Genomic DNA, 22078 nt, shown 5'->3' with positions numbered 1-22078 from the left:
ACGGCGGCCATGGCGAGAGGGAAACGCCCGGTATCCATTCCGAACCCGGAAGCTAAGCCTCTCAGCGCCGATGGTACTGCCCCGGAGACGGGGTGGGAGAGTAGGACGCCGCCGGACAACCATTCAGCAGGGCCCCTCACCATCCGGTGCGGGGCCCTGCTGCATCCCCCGACACGTTTCGCCCGGACACATTCCGACTGCCGCCACTCTCGCCGCGGCGACACGGCCCGGGTTGCGTCCTGACGAAACTGCTGCCGGTGTCCTCAGACGAGGACGCGCCGGCCGTGGACGGGGTCTGCGGCCTCGGCGGCGAGCAGGATCCGCCGGGCGGGGCGGTACCGGCCCTCGCGCAGGCTGCGCGCCCGGGCTGGGTCGGAGGCGGCCTGCTGAGCGGCGGCCGCGAGCAGGTACTGGTTCTCGGCCAGCTTGACCAGGCGACCGAGCGGGTGTGCCGCGCACCGCCGGATGAGGCCGGCGATGTACGGCTCGCCCGGCCGCGGCGTCACGGCGTCGATCGCCTCGACGACGACCGCCGGGACGCCCAAAGCGAGCAGCCGGGCCGAGTCGTAGCGGCGGGCGGGATCGGGATGGTTGCCGGTGGTGCGGGTGACGTCCTGCAGCACACCGGCCATCTCCGCCTCCGGGCCGTGCGGCCGCAGCGACTCGGCGATCGGCCGCAGCCGCGCCAGGTAGAGGTCCCGGCCGTGCTCGTCGGTCTGTCCCTCGTGGGCGGCCAGGGCGAGGAGGTGGGCGTCGGGAACGGTGAACGCCACGGGTCCGAGGCTAGGCGGTGCCCGGCGCACCGGGTCCCCGCGCGGGCCGTGTCGGGCGGCGTCGCGACGGGATCACAGCCGCACGCAGCCGGTGGAGCCCGCCCGGGCCCGCGCTCGGGACAGCGGGCCCGGACGAGCCAGGCGCCGGGACGGTGCCGCCCCGCGGTCAGCGACCGTCGGGCTGGCCGGTCCCGGTCAGAAGGGCGGCTCCTCCTCGGCGAAGCCGCCGACCGGGGCCGCGGCCCAGGGATCGGGCGAGCTGCCCCGGCCGGCACCGTTGCGGCTGTCGCGGGACCCCTGTCCGCCACCGGAGCCCCCGCCGGGACCGTCCCCGGAGCGGGCGACCTTGGCGACGGTCGCCGTCGCGTACCGCAGGGACGGGCCGATCTCGTCGACCTCGAGCTCGATGACGGTGCGCTTCTCGCCCTCCTTGGTCTCGAAGGACCGCTGCTTGAGGCGCCCCTGCGCCATGACGCGCGAGCCGCGGGTCAGCGACCCCGCGACGTTCTCGGCCATCTGGCGCCAGCAGCTGCAGCGCAGGAAGAGCGCGTCGCCGTCCTTCCACTCCTGGGTCTGGCGGTCCAGGGTGCGCGGGGTCGAGGCGATGGTGAAGTCGGCAACCGCCGCTCCCGAGGGCGTGAAACGCAGCTCGGGGTCGCTGGTCAGGTTGCCGATGACGGTGATGACAGTGTCGCCGGCCATGATCCGGTCCTCCGTGTTGTCAGTGCATCGCTCAGGTGAGCGTCCGGAGGTTACGAGGACCGTCCGACAATTCCGTGCGCTCCGCGGATTTCGTCATCGGGCGGTGTGACGATCGAGGGGAGGACGGCGGAGCAGCGAGAGGACGGCAGGTGGCGGAGGCGCGGACGGGGGCGGTCCTGGAGGCGACGCTGGAGCGGATCACGTTCGCGAACGCCCAGACCGGCTACACCGTGGCCCGGGTCGACACCGGGCGCGGCGGGGACCTGGTCACCGTGGTGGGCTCCCTGCTCGGCGCCCAGCCGGGGGAGACGCTGCAGCTGCGCGGCCGGTGGGGCGCGCACCCACAGTACGGCCGCCAGTTCCAGGTCGAGGACTACACGACCGTGCTGCCGGCCACGGTGCAGGGCATCCGGCGCTACCTCGGCTCCGGGCTGGTCAAGGGGATCGGCCCGCGGCTGGCCGCGCAGATCGTCGACCACTTCGGGGCCGACGCGCTGCGGGTGATCGAGGAGCAGCCGGCCCGGCTGGCCGAGGTGCCCAAGCTCGGCCCCAAGCGCACCCGGCTGATCACCGAGGCCTGGGAGGAGCAGCGGGCCATCAAGGAGGTGATGGTCTTCCTGCAGGGCGTCGGGGTCTCCACCTCGCTCGCCGTGCGCATCTACAAGCAGTACGGCGGCGCCGCGATCGGCGTCGTCCGCAGCGAGCCCTACCGCCTGGCCGCCGAGGTCTGGGGCATCGGCTTCAAGACCGCCGACACCATCGCCGCCGCGGTCGGCATCCCGCACGACAGCACCCAGCGGGTGGAGGCCGGCCTGCAGTTCGTGCTCTCCGAGGCCACCGGGCAGGGCCACTGCTTCCTCCCCGAGCCGGAGCTGACGGCTCGCGCGATCGAGATGCTCCAGGTCCCCGCCGACCTGGTGCGCCACTGCCTGGCCCTGCTGGTCGCCGACCAGGGGCTGATCCGCGACGAGCTGCCCGGCGCGCACGGCGCCCCGCCCACCGTGGCCCACTACCTCGTCCCCTTCCACCGCGCCGAGGTCTCCCTCGCCGCCGGGCTGCGGAGGCTGGCCACCGCCGCCGAGGACCGCATGCCGGCCTTCGCCACCGTCGACTGGGACGCCGCGCTCGCCTGGCTGCACCGGCGCACCGGCGTCGAGCTGGCGCCCGGCCAGCGGGACGCCGTCCGGCTGGCCCTGACCGAGCGGCTCGCCGTCCTCACCGGCGGGCCCGGCTGCGGCAAGAGCTTCACGGTGCGCTCGATCGTCACCCTCGCGAAGGCCAAGGGTGCGCGGATCGTGCTCGCGGCGCCGACCGGCCGGGCGGCGAAGCGGCTCACCGAGCTGACCGGGGTCGAGGCGGTCACCGTGCACCGGCTCCTGGAGCTGCGGCCCGGCGGCGACGCCGCCTACGACCGGGACCGGCCGCTGGACGCCGACCTGGTCGTCGTCGACGAGTCCTCGATGCTGGACCTGCTGCTGGCCAACAAGCTGGTGCGGGCGGTCCCGCCGGGGGCGCACCTGCTCCTGGTCGGCGACGTCGACCAGCTGCCGTCGGTCGGGGCCGGCGAGGTGCTGCGCGACCTGCTCGCCGAGGGCACCCCGGTGCCGCACGTGCGCCTGACGCAGGTCTTCCGGCAGGCCAGCCGGTCGGGGGTGGTGACCAACGCCCACCGGATCAACGCCGGCACCCCGCCGCAGGTACAGGGCCTCGACGACTTCTTCCTGTTCCCCACCGACGACGCCGAGGAGGCCGCCCGGCTCACCGTGGACGTCGTCACCCGGCGGATCCCGGCCCGGTTCGGCCTCGACCCGCGCCGCGACGTCCAGGTGCTCACCCCGGTGCACCGCGGGCCGGCCGGCGCCGCCGGGCTCAACGAGCTGCTGCAGGAGGCGCTCACCCCGGCCCGGCCCGACCGCGCGGAGAAGCGGTTCGGCGGGCGGGTGTTCCGCGTCGGGGACAAGGTCACCCAGATCCGCAACGACTACGACAAGGGCCGCAACGGCGTCTTCAACGGCACCCAGGGCGTCGTCACCGCGATCGACCCGGTGGACCAGAAGGTCACCGTCGTCACCGACGAGGACGAGGCGATCGACTACGACTTCGCCGAGCTCGACGAGCTGGTGCACGCCTACGCGGTCACCGTGCACCGCTCGCAGGGCAGCGAGTACCCGTGCGTCGTCGTCCCGCTGACCACCAGCGCCTGGATGATGCTGCAGCGCAACCTGCTCTACACCGCGGTCACCCGGGCCAAGCGGCTCGTCGTGCTCGTCGGCTCGCCCCGGGCGCTGGCCCAGGCCGTGCGGGCCGCCGGCTCCGGGCGCCGGCACACCGCCCTCGCCCACCGGCTGCGCGGCCGCGTGTCCTCCGACGACGGGTCCGACCAGGACTGATGCGATCGGTCGGGGCGGGGTGTCAAGTCGACACGCCGTTCTGTCGGTACCCCTCCCTAGATTCGGGCTCGACATCTTCCCCGTGTCATCCAAGGAGTCCGACATGGCCGTCCCTGGCCTCAAGACCCGCAAGCCCACCGGCCGCGTGCCGTGGCCGTGCATCCTCCTCGAGGGCGAGGAGAAGGCAGGAAAGAGCTGGGCGCTGGCCCAGTTCAGCAGCAGCGACCGGATCGGCGCGCTCTACTGGATCGACCTCAACGAGGGCGCCGGTGACGAGTACGGCGCGATCCCTGGCGCCAGGTACCAGCTCATCGAGCACGACGGCTCCTACGCCGCGGTGCTGGCCGCCGTCCAGGCGGTCAAGGCCGAGGCCCGCCGCGCCTCCGACGCCGGTGAGCCGCCGGTCGTGCTCGGCATCGACACCGGCTCGGCGATCTGGGACGGCCTGAAGGACTGGGCCAGCGAGCGGGCCGCGAAGTCCGCCCGCAACCGCGAGCTGCTCAAGCGCGACCCCAACGCCGAGGTCACCATCAGCCAGAACCTGTGGAACGACGCCGGCGCCCGCTGGCGCAAGCTGCAGACCGAGCTGCTCACCTTCCCCGGGATCGTCGTCGTGACCGCCCGCGGCAAGGAGGTCACCGAGGTCGACTCCAACGGCCGCCCCATCGAGGGGCAGAAGACCTGGTCGGTGCAGACCCACCGGGAGTTCCCGTACGCGGCGAGCGTGTGGATGCGGCTGCGCCGCGGCCGCCGGCCGCTGATCGTCGGCGCGCGCAGCGTGCACGTGGGCATCAAGCCCAACGACGACCCGGCGCGCGAGATCACCGACCCGAAGGCGACCGGCCGGCTGCTGGAGTGGCTGGTGTTCGACGCGCTCAAGTGCGACCCGGGCACCGCGCACGTGCGCGACCTCGTCTCCTTCCACGGCGGCGGGCTGCTCGAGCACGAGCGCACCGAGGAGGCGCAGCAGGCCCGCCCGGCCGCCCGGGCCGGCGGCCGCGGCGAGCCGGACGCCGCCGACCTGGTCGCGCGGATCGACGACGCCCGCGACGACGACGAGCTGCGCGAGGTCTGGACCGTGGCCAACCGCAACGGCCTGCTGCAGGCCGACGTCCCCACCCCCGGCGGCTCGTACACGGTCGCGGAGCTGATCCGCGCCCGGCACGAGCAGCTGGTCGAGTCGTCGATGACGACCCACCCCGCCGGGCGGCGCCGGGTCGCGGCCGGCGACCCGTCGGTCCCGCAGACGCCGGCCTCGGTGCTGCAGGCCGCCCAGGCCGCGGCGGCGGCCGCGCAGGCCGCCGTCTCGGCGCCCCGGCCCGACGCCGAGGACGCCGCGCCGGCGAACCCGCTGCTGGAGTCCTCGCCCACCCCCGATGACCCGCGGGAGCGGCGGAACACCGCGGCGCGCCGGGGCGTGCTCGCCAGCCTGGAGAGCCTGGGCGTGACCGACGAGCAGATCGGCGCCCGGTTCGGCCGGTCGGTCGAGCACGTGGCGACCAAGCGGCTCACCGCGCTGGTGCGCGCGGTGATCGCCGAGCGCCGGGACGGCGACGACGGTCGTGCGGACGTCGCCTGAGCCGCGGGACGGGGCGGGGCCGGTCCACCAGGCCCCGCTCCGCCGCCTCCACCCGAGGGCCGGACGGTGACCGCCGTCCTGCCCGCGCGTCCCAGCACCGCCGAGCGGCGGGCCGCGCCCAGCCTGGCCGCGGCGGTCCGGGACCTCGACAGCCGCCGGGCCCGCTCGCGCCAGCGGATGATCGGCGCCTCGGAGGTCGGCGAGTGCCGCCGCCGGGCGGCCTACCGGATCGCCCGCCGCCGCCCGACCAACGCCCGTGCGGGGCTGCAGGCGTTCATCGGCACCGAGCTGCACCGCGGGGTGCTGCGGGCGCTGCGCCGCCAGTACGGCGGGCTGACCGAGGTGGGCCTGCGGGGCGAGCAGGTCAAGGGCCGCTGCGACTGGTGGCACGAGCCGGTGGTGGAGGACCTCAAGACGACGTCGCGGTTCGGCTTCGAGCGGGTCCTGACCCGCGGGGTGCCGGTCCGGCACTGGTTCCAGGTGGCCCTCTACGCGTGGCTGCTGCGCACCGGGCAGACCGCCGACCGGAGGCTGCCGGCGGGCGACGGGCAGGACGTCGACGGGCTGCGCCTGCGGTACCTGTCCCGCGACTCCGGCGAGGACGTCGTGTTCGAGGCCGACCACGACCCGGCGCTGACCGCCGAGGCGCTCATGTGGCTGACCGACGTCTACGCCACCGTGGAGGAGGACGGCGTCGACGCCGTCCCGCGCGACGGGTTCGGGCCCGGCGTGGACGGGATGTGCGACTGGTGCCCGTTCCTCGACCTGTGCTGGGGCCCGCCGGTGGACCCCGCGACCGAGGGTGACGTCTCCCGCCAGTCCCGGCTGACGGTCACCGACGCCGACTACGTCGAGGCCGTCCACGACTACGACGCCTGGCGGGCGGCGGAGAACGAGGCCCGGCGTCACAAGGAGTTCGCCCGCGAGCGGCTGCGGGGGCGGTCCGGGCCGGCCGGGGACCTGCACTGCGAGTGGTCCGGCGGCGGGCTGCGCACGCAGGTCGACAAGGACGCCGCGGTCGAGCGGCTGGCCGAGCTCGGCGAGGTCGTGCCCACCCGGCGGACCCGCAGCGCGTCGACGATCCGGGTCACGCGGAACGGGATCCGGCCCGACTGAGGACCCGGTGGCGCGACGCCACCCCTCGGGTGCACCATCGAACACACGTTCGAACGCACGACCCGGAGGCACTGATGACCACCGTCCCGACGTCCCACCTGTCCGCCGGGGAGCCGGTCCTCACCGGCGACGTCATCGGCACCGACTTCGGCCTCCCGCTGGTCCGGCCGGTCAAGACCGCCCGCGGGAGCCGGGTGCGGGTGGTGCGCTCGCGCTGCCGGGCGCACGGCGGCGTCGTCGTCTGGTTCACCGACGGCACCAAGACCCCGCCGCTGCACGGGCGCACCAGCTGGATCCTCGCCGAGCCGGGGCCCGGCGCACCCGCGCAGGACGTGGCCTGACGCTCACACCCACGCGGTGCGCCGCAGCGGGGGCGGCGCGCCGCCGGGCCGCTGGACCAGCACCTGGTCCACGCCCATGGTGCCCGCCTCGAACGCCAGCGCGCACGCCGCCATGTACAGCCGCCACACCCGGGCACGGCCCTCGCCGGCGGCCGCGACGGCCTCGTCCCAGTGCTCCTCCAGCCGGGCCACCCAGGCGCGCAGGGTGAGCGCGTAGTGCCGGCGCAGCGCCTCGACGTCGAGCACCTCCAGGCCGGCGTCCTCGAGCGCGCCGACGGTCTCCGCCAGGCCCAGCAGCTCCCCGTCGGGGAAGACGTAGCGGGCGATGAAGGAGTCCGGGTCCGGCCGCCAGCCCCCGTCGCGCCAGGCGATCTGGTGGTTGAGCAGCCGGCCGCCGGGGCGCAGCAGGTCGCGCAGGTGCGCGGCGTACGACGGCATCTGCTGCCGGCCGACGTGCTCGGCCATCCCGATCGAGGCGATCGCGTCGAAGGGCCCGTCGGCGACCTCGCGGTAGTCCTGCACCCGGACGTCGACCCGGCCGGCCAGGCCCGCCTCCGCGACCCGCTCGCGCGCCAGCGCGGCCTGCTCGGCGGACAGCGTGACCCCGACGACGTCGGCGCCGCACCGCCCGGCGGCGTGCAGCGCCAGGCTGCCCCACCCGCAGCCCACGTCGAGCAGGCGCATGCCGGGCCGCAGCCCGAGCTTGCGGCAGACCAGGTCGAGCTTGGTCTCCTGGGCCGCGTCGAGGCCGGTGCACTCGTCGGTCCAGACCGCGCACGAGTAGACCAGCGTGGGCCCGAGGACCAGGGCGTAGAAGTCGTTGCCGACGTCGTAGTGGTGGGCGATCGCGGCGGCGTCCCGCCCGCGGGAGTGCCGGGGCCCGGCCCGGCCGACGCGGGCCTCCTCCGCCGGCGGGGGCGGCGGCGGGCCGACGGCGCCCAGCCGGGCGGCGGTGCGCAGCAGCGCCCAGCGCGCGGAGGGGCGCAACGGCGGGGCCGGTTCCCCCTGCCCCCACGTCGTGAGCGCGCCCAGGGCGGTGAGGGTGGCGAACACGTCGCCGGGGACGTCGACGTCGCCGGCGACGTAGGCGCGGGCCAGGCCCAGCTGGCCCGGCGACCACAGGACCCGGCGGAACGCCCGCCGCGAGCGGAGGACCACCACCGGTGCGTCGGTGGGGCCGGTCTCGCTGCCGTCCCAGGCCCGCAGCCGGACGGGGAGCCCGTCGGCACCGAGGACCGTCGTCAGTGCGCGCGCCGCCCGGGGCGCGACCTCCCTCGTGCGCATGCCGGCTCCCTCCCGGCGCGACTGCTCACGCCGCAGGAGGCACCGTGCCAGGGTTCCGGCGGGATGTGCACCGGTTCCGATCACGCCGTGCGCCGGCGTCAGGGCCCGGGCCGGACGCCCGGTGGTCGGTAGCCCACCTGACCGGCCCGGCGGAGAGGGCGTCGAGGGTCTCCTCGACGGTGAGCAGCACCGTCGTCTCGAGCGGGCGCAGCGCGCCCCCCGCGCCGAGGGCCACGACGACGGCGGCCATCGAGACGTTGTCCGGGGCCTCCCACAGCGTGTAGCCGTCGGAGGGTCCGAAGGCGTACCAGAACCCGTGCAGCCGACCCCCGACCGACTCGACGTAGGAGCGGGCGGCCTCCCGCCGGTCCTCGGGGTTCTCGATCAGCCGGGCCCAGGTCTCCGGCGTGTAGCTGAACCTGGTCAGGTAGAGCGGCATCGTCCGTCCCCTCTCGTCGACCTGCTGCGCCGCGGGGTCATCGCGCGGACCGGGCCGAGGGGGTGCCGCGCCTGCCCCCGGACCGGGGTGCCGGGACGGAGGAGGTCCGCAGGGGGAGCTGCACGAGGTAGGCGTCGACCGCCGCGTCCCTGCCCTTGAGCCGCAGGCCGGTCACCGGCAGGAGGTCGACCGCGGCCGGCAGCTGGTCGTGCGTCCCGGTGCCGACCAGGACGCCGCCGACCGGGGCGTGCTGCTGCAGCCGGGCCGCGACGTTCACGGTGTCACCGACGGCGGGGTAGACCAGGTAGCCGCTGCCGCCCATCTCGCTGAACACGACCGGGCCGCTGTCGACGCCGATGCGCAGCCCCGGCCAGTCGGGGTGCTCGGTGCGGATCCGCGCCACCTCGGCCTGCAGCGCCGCGGCCGCCTCCACCGCGCGCAGCGCGTGGTCGGGCTGGTCCCCGGCGCGGTTGAAGGTCGCGAACACGCCGTCGCCGGCGAACTTCTCCACCTCGCCGCCGAACCGCCGGTAGATCAGCGGCGCGGCCCGCTCGTAGTAGGCCCGCAGCATGGCCGCGACCTCCGCGGCGTCGCGCCGGGCGGTGAAGGCGGTGAAGCCGGCCAGGTCGCCGACCAGCACGGACACCTCGCCGCGGTGCTCGCGCGTCGTCGGCAGGTAGAGGGTGCGGAAGCGCTCGTCGCGCCACTCCCGCCGCGCGGCGGCGAAGACCAGCAGGTAGGCGATGACGATGAGCCCGTGCCACACCCACCAGGCGGGGTGCCACTTGCGCTCGCCGGCCAGCGCCACGCCCACCAGGGCCTCGGCGAGCAGGCCGTAGCAGGCCACGACGCTGAACAGGAGCAGCCCGAAGTGGCTCCGGTTCACCCACCAGAGGCGGACCGCGGCCAGCAGGTAGAGCAGCGCGCCGAGCGCCGCGGCCACCGTGAGCGCGACGTGCTCCCCGCCCTCGGCGGTCACCTGCTGCAGCGGCGGCCACTCGGCGACCGACCACAGCCCCCAGACGACGATCGTCGCGAGGACGGCGCCCCGCAGCGCCTGCCGGTGGCGCGCCACCCACGCCTCGGTCGGGGGCCGCGCGTCCACCAGCGCCGACGCCGCGGCGAAGGGGGCGGCGACGAGCAGCCCGATCGTGATGGCGACGGTGAAGCCGGGCATCGCGTCGTGGGTGAGCACGTGCTGGGTGCCGATGGCGTGCAGCGCCATGAAGCCGCTGGTCGCGAGGAACGCCAGGGAGAGCAGCAGGACGCGCGCGTCCCCGCGTCGGCGGGCCGCCTCCCCGGCGACCAGCGACAGGCTGGCCGCCACGGCGCCGACGGTCAGGAAGACGGAGAAGTGCAGCGCCGCCCCGGTCCAGTACAGCCCCTCGAAGTCGCTGCGCAGCAGGAACACCAGCCCGGCCAGGGGGAGGGTCAGCGCGACGAGCACCATCGCCGCCGCCGTCGGCCGGCGTCCGTGGACGGCGATCAGGTGGGCGAGGGTGCCGGGCGTGGTCCGGCCCGCGCCCGCGAGCGCCGGGGCGACGTCCTCCCGGCGGTGGCGGAGGGGCGACCCGGTCGCGGGGTCGCGGTGCCGGCCGGTCACCGCGCGTTCCCTCGACGGGCGCGAGGGCGGCCGCGCCGCGGGGGCTCCTCCCGGAGTCGGCGGCGTGCACTGGCGGCCGTCGTGGCCGGTGCCGAGGCCACGGAGGGCAGTGTGCTCCCGTGGAGGGGGCGGGCACCAGCGCCGCACGGCACCCGCCCGCGGCCGGTGCCGCTGGTCGACGCCGCCGGCGGCCCGGCTCCTAGCGGCTCGTGCGGTCGCGGTACCGGGCGGCCCGCTTGGCGGCTGCCGCCCGCCGGCGCTGCCGGTCACGCTCCTCGCGCGCCTCCCACCGGGCCTCGCGGTGCGCGGCGGCGGTGCCGACCGGGTAACCGGCCTTGACCACGCGGTTCTCGGTCGCCTCCACCATGTAGGCCAGCGAGTAGACCAACCCGAGGGCGACGCCGCCGCCGGCCACGGCGATGCGCAGCCCCCAGCCGGCCGGCAGGACCAGCATCACCACGGCGATCGGCACCGCCATCTGCACGAGGCTGCGCACGACGTGCCGCGCCCACCAGGTGCTCGTCGTCGTGTCGAACAGGACCCAGCCGCGGTTGCGCCGGGGGAGCCCGCCGCCGAGGGCGTACCAGATCCACCGGTGCGGTGCGGGGCGGACGACGGGGTCGGCAGGGGCGCCGGATCCCGCGCTGAGCTCGGTCATGTCGGTGGTGTGCTCCTGCTCGGTGACGGCCACGTCCCCATGGTCCCCCGAAACGCATGGGGCACCAAGCATGGGGGGGCCATGTGTCGGACCAGACACTGGGGAGGCGGGTCAGGCGGGGTCACGGGCCGCCAGCGCCTCCTGCGAGGCCGTGATCACCCGGGTGAGGGCCCCGTGCAGGCTCATCAGCTCCTCGACGGGCATCCCGAGCCGCTCGACGATGCCCGCCGGGATGGCCTCGGCCTTCGTGCGCAGCGCCAGCCCCTCCTCGGTCAGCGCGAGCGCCAGGTTGCGCTGGTCCCCGGGATCGCGCTCGCGGCGCAGCAGGCCGGCCGCCTCGAGCCGCTTGAGCAGCGGGGAGAGGGTGCCGGGGTCGAGCTGCAGCAGCCCCGACAGCCGCTTCACCGACAGCGACCCGTGCTGCCACAGGGCGAGCATCACCAGGTACTGCGGATGGGTCAGGCCCAGCGGCTCCAGGACGGGGCGGTAGACGGCGACCACGTTGCGCGCGGCCACCGAGAGCGCGAAGCACACCTGCCGGTCGAGGGCCAGCACGTCCTCGGAGGCGAGGGCGAGCAGCTCCTCGGACCCGGCGGGAGCCTGGGGCGTCTGGCTCGTGGTCACCCCGCCAGGGTAGGCCGTTGGGGCACCAACGGTTCGGCGTCCGGCGGTCGTCCTCCGGCGCGAGCGGACGGAGCCGGCGAGGTGCGCGGGCCGGCTCCTGCGCGCGACGCCGTCAGTCGGCGCAGCGGGTGGTCACCTGGGCGGCTCCGACGAACGGGGTCTCCCAGCGCCTGCGGAACTCGGTGACGTGCTGCTCGGTGGGGAAGTACACGGCCACGGCGTGCTCGGCGCCGTCACGGCCGAGGGCCTCCGCCGCCCCCTCGTCGCACGCCAGCTCGGCGAGGCCGGCGCCCGGCCAGAGCTGCCGGACGTCGGCGAGCACCTGCTGGAGCGCGGGGTCGCCGGGGGTGCCGACGGCGACGTAGACGGCCCAGTAGCGGCCGCCGTGCACCGGGGTCGACTCGACGGGCCAGCCGGGCAGGCCCTCGGTCCCGTTGCCCGTGCCCTCGCCGCCGGTCCCGGGGTCGCTCGGCTCCGGGGCCCCGGTGCCGTCGTCGCCGGTGCTGTCGTCGCCGGTGCTGTCGTCGCCGGTGCTGTCGTCGCCGGTGCCCTCGTCGCCGGTGCTGCCGTTCTCCGTGCCGCCGGCGGTGCCGCCCCCGGTCGGGTCGGCCGGCGGCGAGGGGATGGGCGTGGAGGGCTCGGCCGAGGTGCTCGAGGGACTGCCGGCCTCGGGAGCGGCCGATCCGGCCGGCCCGGCCGAGCAGCCGGCGAGCAGGACGGCGGTGGTGAGCAACGACGACACGAGCGCGGAGCGGTACACCGGGGCCTCCTGTGGTGGGGGAGGCACGAGGATCAGCAGGCACGCCGGGAGGGCCAAGGGGTCCGCCCGCCAGTTGTCGCCGAAGCTGCCGACCCTCCTGCCCGACAGTTGCCGAGGGGCCGGCGTGGACCACGACGCGCGCCCGGCGACCTCACCCGGAGCAGGACGGCCCGCACGCTGCGTCACCCCTCGTCGGCCTCGCTCCCGGCCGCGCCAGGACGTCCTCCTGCCAGGATCGACCGGGTGGTCCGCGCGTGAGCCCGGGCTCCCGGGGCTCACCACGCTGCTCGGCCCCCCGGGGCCGACCCCGGCCTGCGCCTGGGACCCGAGGGACGCCGAGGTCTGGCACCCGCGCCCGTCCCGCATCGCCCGCGCCGCGCAGCGTGCGGTCCCCGCGCCGTCGCGCTGAGCAGCGATCCGCCGACCGGGCGGCCCGGCGAGCGCACGGAACGCCCGTGCCCCGGGCGTCGGCCGGGATGGTGACCGGGGACGGGTCCCGTGGACGGGTCCCACGACGGTCGAGCCGACCCGGGAGGCACCGCCATGTCGCAGGAGCGCCCACCTCTGCGAGCCACCGCCGCGGCGGGGGACGGCCACCGGTCGGCCGGTGCGGAGCCGGACGGCGACGTCGCGACCACCGGCAGCCGGGCCGTGGTCGGCAGCGCCGCGACCGCCGCGTCGGCCGCGGTGGCCGGAAGCGCAGCGACCGCCGCGTCGGCCGGCGTCGTGGGCAGCGCGGCCACCGTCGCGAGCACGGGGGTCGGGACGAGCACGGGCGTGGCCGCCTCGGCCGGGGTGGTCGGCAGTGCCGCCGTCGCCCTCAGCGTCGGCGTCGTGGGCAGCGCCGGCGTCCTCGCCGGCCTCGCCAACGTCGGCTGCGCCGCGTGCGTCGCCTGCGTCGGCTGCATCGACTGCGTGGGGTGCGTCGGGTGCGTGGGCTGCGTCGGTCTCCGCGGTGCCGTCGGGGCCGTCGGCGTGCGTCGGCGGTAGGCCCCCGCCGCCGGACCCCGGAGCCGCCGCCGGCGCGGCCGCCGACGAGTCGGCGGTGGCGCACCCGTGTCAGTGCGCCGGCGGGCGGCCCAGCCGCGCCTTGGTCTCCTCCACGTCGAACCCGTGCAGGCGGAGCAGGTTCTCCCCGAGGATCTTCCGCTTGGCCACGTCGGTGAGCTGCGGGTAGCCGTAGCCCTCGCACAGGTCCTGCGGGATCGAGAAGTCCATGAACGCGCGCAGCGCCCACTGCGGCTGCCAGATCGGCGCCTCCGAGCCGTAGACGATCTTGTCCTCGCCGCACCAGAACAGCAGTTTGCCGAGGATCTCGGCGAATCCGCGCGGCGCCCGCACGATCAGGTTGATCGTCGCCGCGAGCGAGGCGTACAGGTTGGGCCAGCGGATCAGCTGCCAGCAGGTCTCGTCGATGAACGGCAGCCCGACGTGGAAGATCACGAAGTTGATGTCGGGGAAGGCGGCCGCCGCGCCGTCCATGTCCCAGGTCTGGGTCGCCTCGACCGGCTGCGGCCCCAGCGGCACGCCCTTGTGCACGCCGATCAGGTTCACGCCCAGCTCCTGGGCCTTCTCGAACACCGGGAACGCGACCCGCGGGTCGTCCATCCGCCACGGGAACGGGGAGCCGTAGTCGTAGCGGACGTTGTAGAACTTGAACGCCCGCGCGCCGAACTCGCCGACCTGGCGCTCCATCAGGTCCAGCGCCCGGCGCCCCTCGAGCGGGTTGACCGATCCCCAGAACACCGTCCGGTCCGGGTCCCGCTGGGCGAGCTCCGCGCACGTCTCCCACGGGGAGAGCCCGTCGCGGAACAGGTCGGTGAGCGGCAGCGGCATCGCGGCCAGCATGTCGGTGTCGGACTGCTCGTAGACCATGTGCCGGATGTCGGCGGGCGTCCACTCCCGGAGGAACTCCTCCGCCGACAGCGTCGGCTCCCCGTCGGGGGTCAGCGTCGTGTGGAAGGCGTACAGGTGGTTGGCGAACATCTGCCCCGGTGACCCGAACGCGTTCTTGGCCGTGAAGTTGAACGGGTGCGCGACCCCGTCGAACACGAAAGCGTCGCCGATCACGGTCGTCCTCCTGTGCTGGGGCCGAGCGGCCGGGAGCGGTGGGCGGAGAGGAAGGCGTCGCGGTCGGGGACGGCGACGGGGTCGGGGAGGGAGCGCAGCCGGCGGGCGGCCGCGGGGGAGAGCCGGTCGGTCGTCCAGGCCTCGTCCCAGACGACCTCCACCTCGCAGGTCTCGACGCCGGGCTGCCGGCGGATGGCCGTCTCGACGTCGGTGACCACCCGGGCGGCGAACGGGCACCAGCCGGAGGTGAGCAGCAGTTCGACCCGGGCGTGGCCGTCGCGGACGTCCACCGACCGGAGCAGGCCCATGTCGACGACGGAGATGCTCTTCTCGCTGCAGCAGGGGTCGAACACCGTGGACAGCGCGCGGGCGGCCCACCCGGGCACCGCGGGGAACGGCTGCGTCATCCGGCCATGGTGTGACCTGAGCCACAGTCGGGCCAGGGGTTCGGTCGCGACCGGCGCCGTCCGGCCCGCAGGGGGAGGGGCCGGGAACAGCGCGGCTCCCCGGGTGTTGACACCATGGAGGCCCCGCCCCCGGGACCGGAGCGGGCCGACCCACACCCGGCATCCCGCCGGCGGGGCGCCCGGCCGGCCGATCGTGGCCTCCGGCGACCCCGGAGGCGTCCGCCGGACCCGGGGCACCGGTCCCGGCCGGAGCGTCCCCGCTCCGGCCGCGGGTCCGTGCGCCGTGCTGCCGCGGCGACCGCGCCCGGCACAGCAGAGGAGGATCCTTGGCTCGACCAGGCCAGCGCCAGTCAGGCGCTCGCCGCAGCGCCCCGCGCGACCAGCGGCGGGGCCGCCGAGACGACGACGTCGTCGCGGTGCTCGCCCGCACCGTCCGGGACGTGGAGGCGGCCACCCAGCGCGGGCGCGTGACGCCCGCCGTGCGGGCGCGGTTCCAGGCCGTCGCGCTGCTGCTGCGCGACGAGCGCGCCCGCGTCCGCGCGGACGGGGGCCTCAGCGACGGCCGCCGGACCGAGCAGCTCAAGCGCCTGGACGGCGTCGCGACCATCCTCGCGACGACCGCCGTCCGCGACGCCGGGCTGCTGGCGCTGCTCGGCGAGGACGCCGTCGTCTCCGACGCGGCCCGGTCGCTCGTGCGGGAGATGCAGAAGGCGGCCGGCATCGAGCCGGCGCTCGAGGAGGTCCCGCCGGCCGAGGAGCCGGACGTGCCCGCCGCGCCCCCGCGCCGCGCGGTGCCGCAGTCGGTGATCTCCCGGCAGCTGGCCAACCCGTTCCTGGCGCCGGACTTCTCCGCCGCCGCCCCACGCGCCCCGCGCCCGCGCCGCCTGGCCGGCTGGGAGCTGCTCGGCCCGCTGCTGACCTCCTTCGAGCGCGCCGGCGGCGGTGCCCCGGCGTGCATGGACCTGCCCTTCCCGACGAGCCGCTTCACCCCCGCCGGGCTGGAGCTCATGCCGCACCAGGGGCAGCTGGTCGCCGCGGCCGCGGCCGGGCACCGGACGTTCCTGCTCGCCGACGAGCCCGGCCTGGGCAAGACCGCGCAGGCGCTGCTCGCCGCAGAGGCGGCCGACGCCTACCCGCTGCTCGTCGTCGTGCCGAACGTCGTCAAGACCAACTGGGCGCGCGAGGCCGGCCGCTGGACGCCGCACCGCCCGGCCACCGTGGTGCAGGGCGACGGCGAGACGGTCGACGGCTTCGCCGACGTCGTCGTCGTCAACTACGAGGTGCTCGACCGCCACGTGGGTTGGCTCGGCGACTTCGGCTTCCGCGGGATGGTCGTCGACGAGGCGCACTTCATCAAGAACAAGACCTCGCAGCGCTCGCAGCACGTCCTCGCGCTGTCCGAGCGGATCCGGTCGCGCACCGTGCGGCCGCTGCTGATGGCCCTCACCGGCACCCCGCTGATCAACGACATCGAGGACTTCCGGGCCATCTGGCAGTTCCTCGGCTGGATCGACGACGCCAAGCCGCTCGGCGAGCTGATGGACGCGCTCGAGGACACCGGCCTGACACCCGCGGACCGCGGCTTCTCCGCCGCCGCCCGGCAGTGCGTGATCGACCTGGGGATCGTGCGCCGCCGCAAGGTCGACGTCGCCGCCGACATCCCCGCCCGCCGCATCGCCGACCTCCCGGTCGAGCTGGACGGCGCGGCCGGCCGGTCGATCCGGGCGGCCGAGCAGGAGCTGGTCCGCCGGATGGTGCGGCAGTACGAGACCGCGCTGGCGGCGCGGACCTCCGGCGTCGTCGAGGGGATCGACGCCGACCTGGTGCGCCGGGTGGCCCGCTCCGAGCTCAAGGACGCCACCACCACGACCGGCGAGAACGTGTTCGGCATGATGCGCCGGATCGGCCGGGCGAAGGCCGGGCTGGCCGCCGACTACGCCGCCCAGCTGGCCCGCAGCGCCGGCAAGGTCGTCTTCTTCGCCAAGCACGTCGACGTCATGGACGCCGCCGAGGAGACCTTCGCCCGGCAGGGCGTGCGTTTCTCCTCCATCCGGGGCGACCAGACGCCGGCGGCGCGGCAGCGCGAGGTCGACGCGTTCGTCACCGACCCCGACGTCCACGTCGCGGTGTGCTCGCTGACCGCGGCGGGCGTCGGGCTGAACCTGCAGGTGGCGTCCAACGTCGTGCTCGCCGAGCTGTCGTGGACCGACGCCGAGCAGACGCAGGCGATCGACCGCAGCCACCGCATCGGCCAGACCGAGCCGGTCACCGCGTGGCGGATCATCGCCGCCCAGACCCTCGACGCGCGGATCGCCGAGCTGATCGACACCAAGGCGGGGCTCGCCGCCCGGGCGCTGGACGGCTCCGACGAGGAGGTGTCCTCGTCGGCCGACGTGCAGCTCGAGGCGCTGGTCGCGCTGCTCACCGACGCGCTGCGGACGTCGTCCGGGCAGGAGGACGCCGCGGTCGCCGGCTGAGTCGAGGTCGCCGGCGTCGACGACTCCCCGTGGTGCGGACCGCGGGCAGCCGTCATCGGATGTCGGGCGACGGGCCGCTGCCCCTCGGGGCCGTGACCGGCTGCAGGTCACTCGGGGCGGCCCAGGGGCAGTCGGACCGGCTGGGCGGGTCGCCAGCCCGTCCTCCGGGTGCTCCGGGTGGTCGTGGTGGCCCTCCGCCAGGACCGCCAGTTACCCCGCTCAAGTCGCAGGGGACGCGCGCTCCAGGTCTCGGTGGTGCGTGGTCAGGGCGCGAGCACGTGCACGCCGGGCCCGGCTCGGACGACCAGCCCATCAGGGATCAGGGGCACCGCGCCGGTGGACTGGACGTCCCCGGGATGCCCTCGGCCGACGAGCCGCAGGGGCCCGCGGACCCCGAGCACGAGGTCCGGCACCGAGTAGCAGTTCGCGGCACGGCGGTGCGGAGGCGCGGGCGAACTCAGCGGGGCAGGGCGACGGACCGGTCGAAGACCTCGTCGATCGCGGCAGCCATGGCTTCGACGGTGTGCATCGCGCTCATGCCGACGAGCCTCGACAGACCGGCGTTGAGCTCCATCTCGTCGATGAGGGCGAACACCTCCTCGCCGTGGCGCTCGTCGGCGACCGCGTGCTCCATGAGGGTCCTGAAGGCCTTCGGGTGGAACCCCGTGCGATGGATCAGGTCATCTACGTCGACCGGGGAAGGAGGGACCCCTTCGAGAACGGCCATGTAGCCCAGGAGAGCCGCGGGGTGGAAGTGGTGGATCCAGTAGTACTGGGCGCCGACCATCGCAGCGACCCGGTGCGACGGAGGACGGGCGGTCACGCTCCTGCGGTCCACCTCCAGCAGGTCTAGGTCCTCGAGGATCCACGAGTCGTGATCGGTCTCCTCCAGGATGTGCCGAGGCAGATAGTCCAGGAGCCGTGCGCAGACGGGATCGTCGTGAGCCGTTCGCTGCGCTTCGGCCAGGGCCGCCTCCATCAGCGGGAGGCTGGCCCGTGCGACGGCGTGGGACGTGACCAGGTACTCGCGGTAGGCGACGTCAGGGTGCGGGTGGTCGAGGAACCGGTCGGCTGCAGCACGCAGTGCGGGCATGGCGAGGTCGATCTTCAGGCGCACGAGGCAACTGCCCGACCACCACGGACGAAGTCGTGCTGGGGCCTTCGGTCTCCGCTCGTTCAGAAGAAGAACCCGTACTTCGTGCGAACGACGACGGGGCGCTGTCTCTGGTGTATCCCTGCGAGCATCCGGAGCTCCTGGGCAGTCACGTTGGAGAGTGGGGTCAACGCTTCGTCCGGTATGACGGCGAGACCGTATTGGCCCACGGTCTCCTGCGGCCGGTCCACGAAACGCTCGGCGAAGCCCTCCTCGGACAGGACCAGTTCGGCGAGGCGATCGAGCGCCTGGTCGAGTTCCGCATCATCTCCCGGTGGTTGGGTCATGTCCCCTCCCCAGCCCTCGTCCCGGCCTCGTCCAGTAGCGCCTGCCCGGCTTGGTGTGTCAAGGAAACCCGTTCCCGCGTCGCGCCGGTCGGCGCATAATCTCTCGGGTGCTCAGGCACGCCTGGGGTGCTGAGGCGCTCCGATGCTCCGGGCCGGCGGACACGACCCGGTGAGTGACGTGCGTGTCTGTCCCGGGTGCGGCACCCCGAGCAGCGAAGCCGATGGCTCGTGCCCCATCTGCGGAGCTGCCCTCCGGCCGCCTCCGCAGGACTCCGCCGAGGTCCGGAAGATCGTCACGATCCTCTTCACGGACATGACGGGTTCGACCGTGATCGGCGAGCAGCTGGACCCCGAGTCGCTGCGCCGGGTCATGAGTCTCTACTTCACCGAACTCAAGAGGGTCCTGCAGCGTCACGCAGCGACGATCGAAAAGTACATCGGCGATGCGGTGATGGCGGTCTTCGGCCTCCCGGTGGCCCACGAGGACGACGCTCTCCGGGCGGTGCGTGCGGCGGTGGAGATGCGTGCCGCTCTCGATCACATCAACGCAGAGCTGAAGAACAGCCTGGGGGTGACGCTCCAGACGCGCACGGGGCTCAACACGGGCGAGGTGCTCGGTTCCAGCGTCCCGGGCAACCCGGCGCTGGTCGTCGGTGACGCGGTCAACGTCGCCGCACGGCTGGAGCAAGCGGCGGAGCCGGGGGAGATCCTCATCGCGGACGCCACCTTCCGCCTGGTGCGCGACGCAGTCGTCACCGAAGCGGTGGGGCCGCTGTCCCTCAAGGGCAAGACGAATCCGGTCCGGGCCTGGAGGGTCCTCGAGCTGCACCCGTCGATCAGCGGGTGGAACCGCCGGATGGACTCACCCCTGGTCACCAGGGAGGGGGAGCTCCGTCAGCTCCACGGGATCCTCGAGCGGGTCGTGCGGACCTCGGCGTGCCATGCGGTGACGGTCATGGGCGGCGCCGGAGTCGGGAAGTCCCGCCTCGTGTCCGAGTTCCTGTCACAGATCGCCGACGGCGCGCACGTAGCCCAGGGCCGGTGCCTGCCCTACGGAGAGGGCATCACCTTCCGCCCGATCGTGGAGGTCCTGCAGCAGCTCGCCGGCATCTCGGTGTCCGACAACTCGCCGACCGCACTCAGCAAGCTGGGCCTACTCCTGGCCACCGCTCCGGACGCGGCGATCGTGACCGAGAGGACGAAGGGTCTGCTCGTGCTCGGCGACACCCCGACGAGCATCCAGGAGACGTTCTGGGCGTTGCGACGACTGGTCCAGCAGGTGGCGGCCACGAAACCCGTGGTGCTCGTGTTCGACGACGTCCAGTGGGCCGAGACGACGCTGCTGGACTTGCTGGAGTACCTGCTCGAGTGGCTGGTGGACAGTCGAGTGCTGATCGTGTGCCTGGCGCGTCCCGAACTCGCGGACGTCCGACCGGGATGGTTGGAGGGGCGTACGAACGCCACCCTGCTGAAGCTGCAGCCGCTGCAAGTCGCGGGCGTCGCCCGTCTGATCCACAACCTGGTCGCGGGCGCCGAGCTGGCTTCGGAGGCCGAGTCCCGGATCGAGGAGCTCGCCGAAGGCAATCCGCTCTTCGTCGAGGAGACCCTCCGGATGCTGGTCGACGACGACCTGCTGCGGCTCGTGGAGGACCGGTGGACCGTGGTCGGCGACCTGTCCAGAGCAGCCATCCCGCCGACCATCCACGCGCTCATCACTGCACGGCTCGATCGTCTGGAACCCGAGGAGCGCCGGGTCGTCGAGCGTGCGTCCGTGATGGGCAGGCAGTTCTGGTGGGGTGCTCTCGTCGAGATCACCCCACCCGATCAGCGGGCCTCTGTTGCCCGCTCCCTGCAGTCACTCAGCCGCAAGGAGCTGATCCATCCCGGGCACTCGGACCTCGTGGGCGAGGACGCCTTCGAGTTCCAACACATCCTGATCAGGGACACCGCCTATGCGGAGATGCCCAAGGAGATCCGCGCGGACCTGCACGAGCGGCTGGCGGAATGGATCGGGCGGAGAACCGACAGGCCCTCTGCCGAACGCGACGAGATGATGGCCTTCCACCTAGAGCAGAGTTACCGAGCACGGCACGAGCTGGGTCTGGTGACCGTGCGCGTGAAGCAGCAGGGCCGACGTGCCGCGACGCTGCTCACGTCGGTGGGGAAGCACGCCTTCACCCGCGGGGACATGCCGGCGGCCGTCACGCTGATGTCCCGGGCGGAGGCTTTGCTGTCGAGCGATGACCTGCAGCGCCTCGAACTCTTGCCGACGCTGGCCGCAGCGCTGATGGAGGTCGGCGAGTTCGAGCGCCTGCTCGCCGTGACCGTGCAGGCACGGGATCTGGCGGGTGTCTCCGGGGATCCGAGGGGATTGGCGCACGCCAGCATCCTCGACCTCTACGTCCGCCTGTTCACCAACCCGGAGAGTTGGGCGGAGGAGGCCGAGCGCGAAGCGCACCACGCGCTCGCGACGTTCGAGCGCCTGGCGGATGACGGCGGTCTGGCCCGGGGTTGGTCGCTGTTCGGACTCGTGCACATGATGAAGGGGCAGTTCGCTCGCGCGCAGCATTCGTGGGAGAAGACAGCGGAGCATGCCGCCGCCGCGGGCGACCACCGTACGGAGGTCGATGCGCTCTGCTGGCTCCTGATCAGCATGTGGGCTGGGCCGGCCACGCGCGAGCAGGGACTGGAACGCGCGCTGCAGGTCCTGGAACGAGCGAGCACCGACCACAAACTCCGGGCCACCACGATGCTGATGCGGGCCGCCTACGAAGGGGGGCGCGGGGAGGCCTCCGAGGCGACGCAGTGGATAGAGCAGGCGCGCAGCCTGCTGCAGGAGATCGCGCTCACGGTGTGGATAGCTGGACCGTTGGCACAGATGGCAGGCTCGATCGAACTGGACGCCGGGGTCCCGCACGCGGCCGAGCAGGAACTGCGCTGGGCATACGAGACCCTCGTCGGAGCGGGGGAGGTGTCCTGGGCTTCCACTGCTGCTGCGCTGCTGGCGCAGGCTGTGGACGAGCAGGGCCGTTCCGACGAAGCGCGAGACCTGGTGGAACGCAGCAGGGAGATGGCCGGGGTCGAGGACATCGTGTCCCAGCTCCTCTGGCGGCGGGTCGCGGCGCCTGAGCGCGCACGCCGCGGGCAGGTCCACGACGCGGAGACCCTGATCCGTGAAGCCCTGGACCTCGCCGCTGCGACCGACTCCCTGGTGCTCCAGGGGCAGGCGCAGTTGGGACTGGCCGATGTCCTGGCGCTCTCCGGCGATCCGAGCGGATCAGCCGAGGCGGTGGCAGCCGCCGTGCAGGTGTTCGAACGCAAGGGGGACGTTCACACCGCACGCCGCATTGCTGAGGACCTGGCCGAACGAAGTCTGTGACGGGCGAGGGAGCGACCGGAGGCGGTGGCGAGGACG

Annotated in this window: 19 protein-coding genes and 1 rRNA gene; 8 read left to right on the top strand and 12 right to left on the bottom strand. The window is 74.4% G+C overall.

Annotated elements, in window-relative coordinates; all coding sequences use genetic code 11:
- Window positions 1-117 (top strand): 5S ribosomal RNA (gene rrf, locus ACI8AA_RS12640).
- Window positions 118-263: 146 nt separating this feature from the next.
- On the opposite strand, the gene ACI8AA_RS12635 is transcribed toward rrf, so the two are convergent.
- Window positions 264-773 carry a phosphohydrolase gene (locus ACI8AA_RS12635; protein WP_457044754.1) on the bottom strand — a complete coding sequence of 170 codons (510 nt, stop codon included), beginning with the start codon at window positions 771-773 and terminating at the stop codon, window positions 264-266.
- A gap of 195 nt (window positions 774-968) precedes the next feature.
- On the bottom strand, window positions 969-1475 hold the full coding sequence (locus ACI8AA_RS12630; protein WP_457044753.1) for a single-stranded DNA-binding protein: 507 nt from the start codon (window positions 1473-1475) through the stop codon (window positions 969-971).
- 149 nt (window positions 1476-1624) lie between these two features.
- Between ACI8AA_RS12630 and recD2 the strand changes: the two genes are divergently transcribed.
- The 4 genes from recD2 to ACI8AA_RS12610 all read left to right on the top strand — a co-directional run bounded on the left by recD2 (window position 1625) and on the right by ACI8AA_RS12610 (window position 6901).
- The gene (recD2, locus tag ACI8AA_RS12625; RefSeq protein WP_457044752.1) at window positions 1625-3865 is read left to right on the top strand and encodes an SF1B family DNA helicase RecD2; all 2241 of its coding nucleotides are present in this window, start codon (window positions 1625-1627) and stop codon (window positions 3863-3865) included.
- Between the two features lie 103 nt (window positions 3866-3968).
- Entirely contained in the window at window positions 3969-5444 is a 1476-nt protein-coding gene (locus ACI8AA_RS12620) for a hypothetical protein (RefSeq protein ID WP_457044751.1), read from the top strand.
- A 66-nt stretch (window positions 5445-5510) separates the two neighbouring features.
- Window positions 5511-6560, top strand: a complete 1050-nt coding sequence (locus ACI8AA_RS12615; RefSeq protein WP_457044750.1) for a PD-(D/E)XK nuclease family protein — start codon at window positions 5511-5513, stop codon at window positions 6558-6560.
- A 74-nt stretch (window positions 6561-6634) separates the two neighbouring features.
- On the top strand, window positions 6635-6901 hold the full coding sequence (locus ACI8AA_RS12610; RefSeq protein ID WP_457044749.1) for a hypothetical protein: 267 nt from the start codon (window positions 6635-6637) through the stop codon (window positions 6899-6901).
- A 3-nt stretch (window positions 6902-6904) separates the two neighbouring features.
- On the opposite strand, the gene ACI8AA_RS12605 is transcribed toward ACI8AA_RS12610, so the two are convergent.
- The 6 genes from ACI8AA_RS12605 to ACI8AA_RS12580 form a co-directional block, all read right to left on the bottom strand.
- On the bottom strand, window positions 6905-8185 hold the full coding sequence (locus ACI8AA_RS12605) for a class I SAM-dependent methyltransferase (RefSeq protein ID WP_457044748.1): 1281 nt from the start codon (window positions 8183-8185) through the stop codon (window positions 6905-6907).
- Window positions 8186-8210: 25 nt separating this feature from the next.
- The gene (locus tag ACI8AA_RS12600; protein WP_457044747.1) at window positions 8211-8624 is read right to left on the bottom strand and encodes a GYD domain-containing protein; all 414 of its coding nucleotides are present in this window, start codon (window positions 8622-8624) and stop codon (window positions 8211-8213) included.
- Window positions 8625-8661: 37 nt separating this feature from the next.
- Window positions 8662-10227: an adenylate/guanylate cyclase domain-containing protein gene (locus ACI8AA_RS12595; protein ID WP_457044746.1), complete on the bottom strand. Its 1566-nt coding sequence runs from the start codon at window positions 10225-10227 to the stop codon at window positions 8662-8664.
- Window positions 10228-10426: 199 nt separating this feature from the next.
- Window positions 10427-10918 carry a DUF5313 family protein gene (locus ACI8AA_RS12590; protein WP_457044745.1) on the bottom strand — a complete coding sequence of 164 codons (492 nt, stop codon included), beginning with the start codon at window positions 10916-10918 and terminating at the stop codon, window positions 10427-10429.
- 78 nt (window positions 10919-10996) lie between these two features.
- Window positions 10997-11509 (bottom strand): MarR family winged helix-turn-helix transcriptional regulator, encoded by a 513-nt coding sequence (locus ACI8AA_RS12585; RefSeq protein ID WP_457044744.1) that lies wholly within the window; start codon window positions 11507-11509, stop codon window positions 10997-10999.
- A 112-nt stretch (window positions 11510-11621) separates the two neighbouring features.
- A complete protein-coding gene (locus tag ACI8AA_RS12580; RefSeq protein WP_457044743.1) occupies window positions 11622-12269 on the bottom strand; it encodes a hypothetical protein in 648 nt (215 codons plus the stop codon).
- A gap of 543 nt (window positions 12270-12812) precedes the next feature.
- Between ACI8AA_RS12580 and ACI8AA_RS12575 the strand changes: the two genes are divergently transcribed.
- Window positions 12813-13259, top strand: a complete 447-nt coding sequence (locus ACI8AA_RS12575; RefSeq protein ID WP_457044742.1) for a hypothetical protein — start codon at window positions 12813-12815, stop codon at window positions 13257-13259.
- A gap of 69 nt (window positions 13260-13328) precedes the next feature.
- Here the strand turns inward: ACI8AA_RS12575 and ACI8AA_RS12570 are convergent, their stop codons facing one another.
- Window positions 13329-14339: an amidohydrolase family protein gene (locus ACI8AA_RS12570; protein ID WP_457044741.1), complete on the bottom strand. Its 1011-nt coding sequence runs from the start codon at window positions 14337-14339 to the stop codon at window positions 13329-13331.
- Window positions 14336-14746: a metal-sulfur cluster assembly factor gene (locus ACI8AA_RS12565; protein ID WP_457044740.1), complete on the bottom strand. Its 411-nt coding sequence runs from the start codon at window positions 14744-14746 to the stop codon at window positions 14336-14338. Before ACI8AA_RS12565 ends, ACI8AA_RS12570 begins: the two co-directional genes overlap by 4 nt.
- Before the next feature lie 326 nt (window positions 14747-15072).
- Here ACI8AA_RS12565 and ACI8AA_RS12560 point away from each other — a divergent pair, with 326 nt between their 5' ends.
- Window positions 15073-17223 carry a DEAD/DEAH box helicase gene (locus tag ACI8AA_RS12560; protein ID WP_457044739.1) on the top strand — a complete coding sequence of 717 codons (2151 nt, stop codon included), beginning with the start codon at window positions 15073-15075 and terminating at the stop codon, window positions 17221-17223.
- Window positions 17224-17680: 457 nt separating this feature from the next.
- Here ACI8AA_RS12560 and ACI8AA_RS12555 read toward each other — a convergent pair whose 3' ends face one another.
- Together ACI8AA_RS12555 and ACI8AA_RS12550 are read right to left on the bottom strand one after the other, a co-directional pair.
- The gene (locus ACI8AA_RS12555; protein ID WP_457044738.1) at window positions 17681-18340 is read right to left on the bottom strand and encodes an iron-containing redox enzyme family protein; all 660 of its coding nucleotides are present in this window, start codon (window positions 18338-18340) and stop codon (window positions 17681-17683) included.
- A gap of 59 nt (window positions 18341-18399) precedes the next feature.
- A complete protein-coding gene (locus ACI8AA_RS12550; protein ID WP_457044737.1) occupies window positions 18400-18663 on the bottom strand; it encodes a hypothetical protein in 264 nt (87 codons plus the stop codon).
- Between the two features lie 142 nt (window positions 18664-18805).
- Here ACI8AA_RS12550 and ACI8AA_RS12545 point away from each other — a divergent pair, with 142 nt between their 5' ends.
- The gene (locus ACI8AA_RS12545; protein WP_457044736.1) at window positions 18806-22042 is read left to right on the top strand and encodes an ATP-binding protein; all 3237 of its coding nucleotides are present in this window, start codon (window positions 18806-18808) and stop codon (window positions 22040-22042) included.
- The last annotated feature ends 36 nt before the right edge of the window (window positions 22043-22078 follow it).

It is taken from the genome of Geodermatophilus sp. SYSU D01180 (genome assembly GCF_054050415.1).
The sequence above is the reverse complement of the archived record's forward strand: the minus strand, read 5'-3'. Positions and strand labels throughout refer to the sequence as shown.